Source organism: Microbispora hainanensis (genome assembly GCF_006874475.1).
Taxonomy (GTDB): domain Bacteria; phylum Actinomycetota; class Actinomycetes; order Streptosporangiales; family Streptosporangiaceae; genus Microbispora; species Microbispora hainanensis.
Map to the genome: position 1 here is coordinate 1 of NZ_VIRM01000154.1, position 937 is coordinate 937.

At 67.8% G+C, this 937-nt stretch carries 1 protein-coding gene; it reads right to left on the minus strand.

The window, feature by feature from the left end:
- Positions 1-140: 140 nt before the first annotated feature.
- The coding region (locus FLX08_RS39945) for a P-loop nucleotide/nucleoside kinase family protein (RefSeq protein ID WP_142625440.1) at positions 141-937 on the minus strand (797 nt) is incomplete at its 5' end.

Genomic DNA, 937 nt, shown 5'->3' on the forward strand with positions numbered 1-937 from the left:
GTAGCCGTCAGCGCGGCCGGCGCCGACTTTGAGCTTGGGCAGCAGGCGAAACCGCGGGTCGTGCCGGTGCATGGCGGCGGTGATGGTGTTCTTGCCGCTGGCGGGCGGGCCGTACAGGACGACCCCCACGGGCGGCGCGGTCACGTCAGGATCCGCTTGAGCGCCTCGCGCGTTTGGTCGGCGAGGGTGATCGCCGAGCCCAGTCGGTTGTCGACCGTGATGTGTGCGGTGGGCGGGCTGGCGTCGGTCTTGAGGCCGGAGACGTACTCGTCCCAGTTGGTGAGCTTCCAGGCGTCGCGGGCGGCTGCGCGGAACTCGATGTACTCGCGCATGGACTCGGGATCACAGCGGACCCAGATCGCGGCCACGTCGATGCCTTTGGCGGCGCACCGGTTCTCCAGGCGCTTGAACCATGCCTCGTCGTTGAGCTCGCTGATGAACGGCGCGGACAGGATGGCGGAGGTGCCGACGTGCAGGTTGTCCCACGCGGTCTCCATCAGGCACCGGTACTCCAGCGGACGGACCTCGGATAGGTACAGCTCGCTATGCCGGTCGTTGGGGTCGGCGCCGAGCGAGACGAGGAGACGTTCGGTCATCGATCGGGTGATGGAGTCCTTGTCCAGGAACGCCCAGCCGGTGATATCGGACAGGAAGCGGGAGAACTCGGTCTTGCCGGATCCGGCGTAGCCGCCGACGAGGGTCAGGATCGGCTTGGGGCTGCCGCCGCCGTGGCGCCGGCGCCAGGCGTCGACGATGCGGTTGCGTAGGGCGGTCTGCTGGGGGTTGACGGACTGGGTGCCGTCGACGGAGACCTTGGCCAATGCCTCCTCGATGACCTGGGCAGCGGCGTTGTCGGCTGCGGGGTCGGTGGGAGCGGGCAAATCGGAAATCATAATTTCCGCTTTCTCCGTTTCGCCGGGAAGGGGCGGCCGAAATC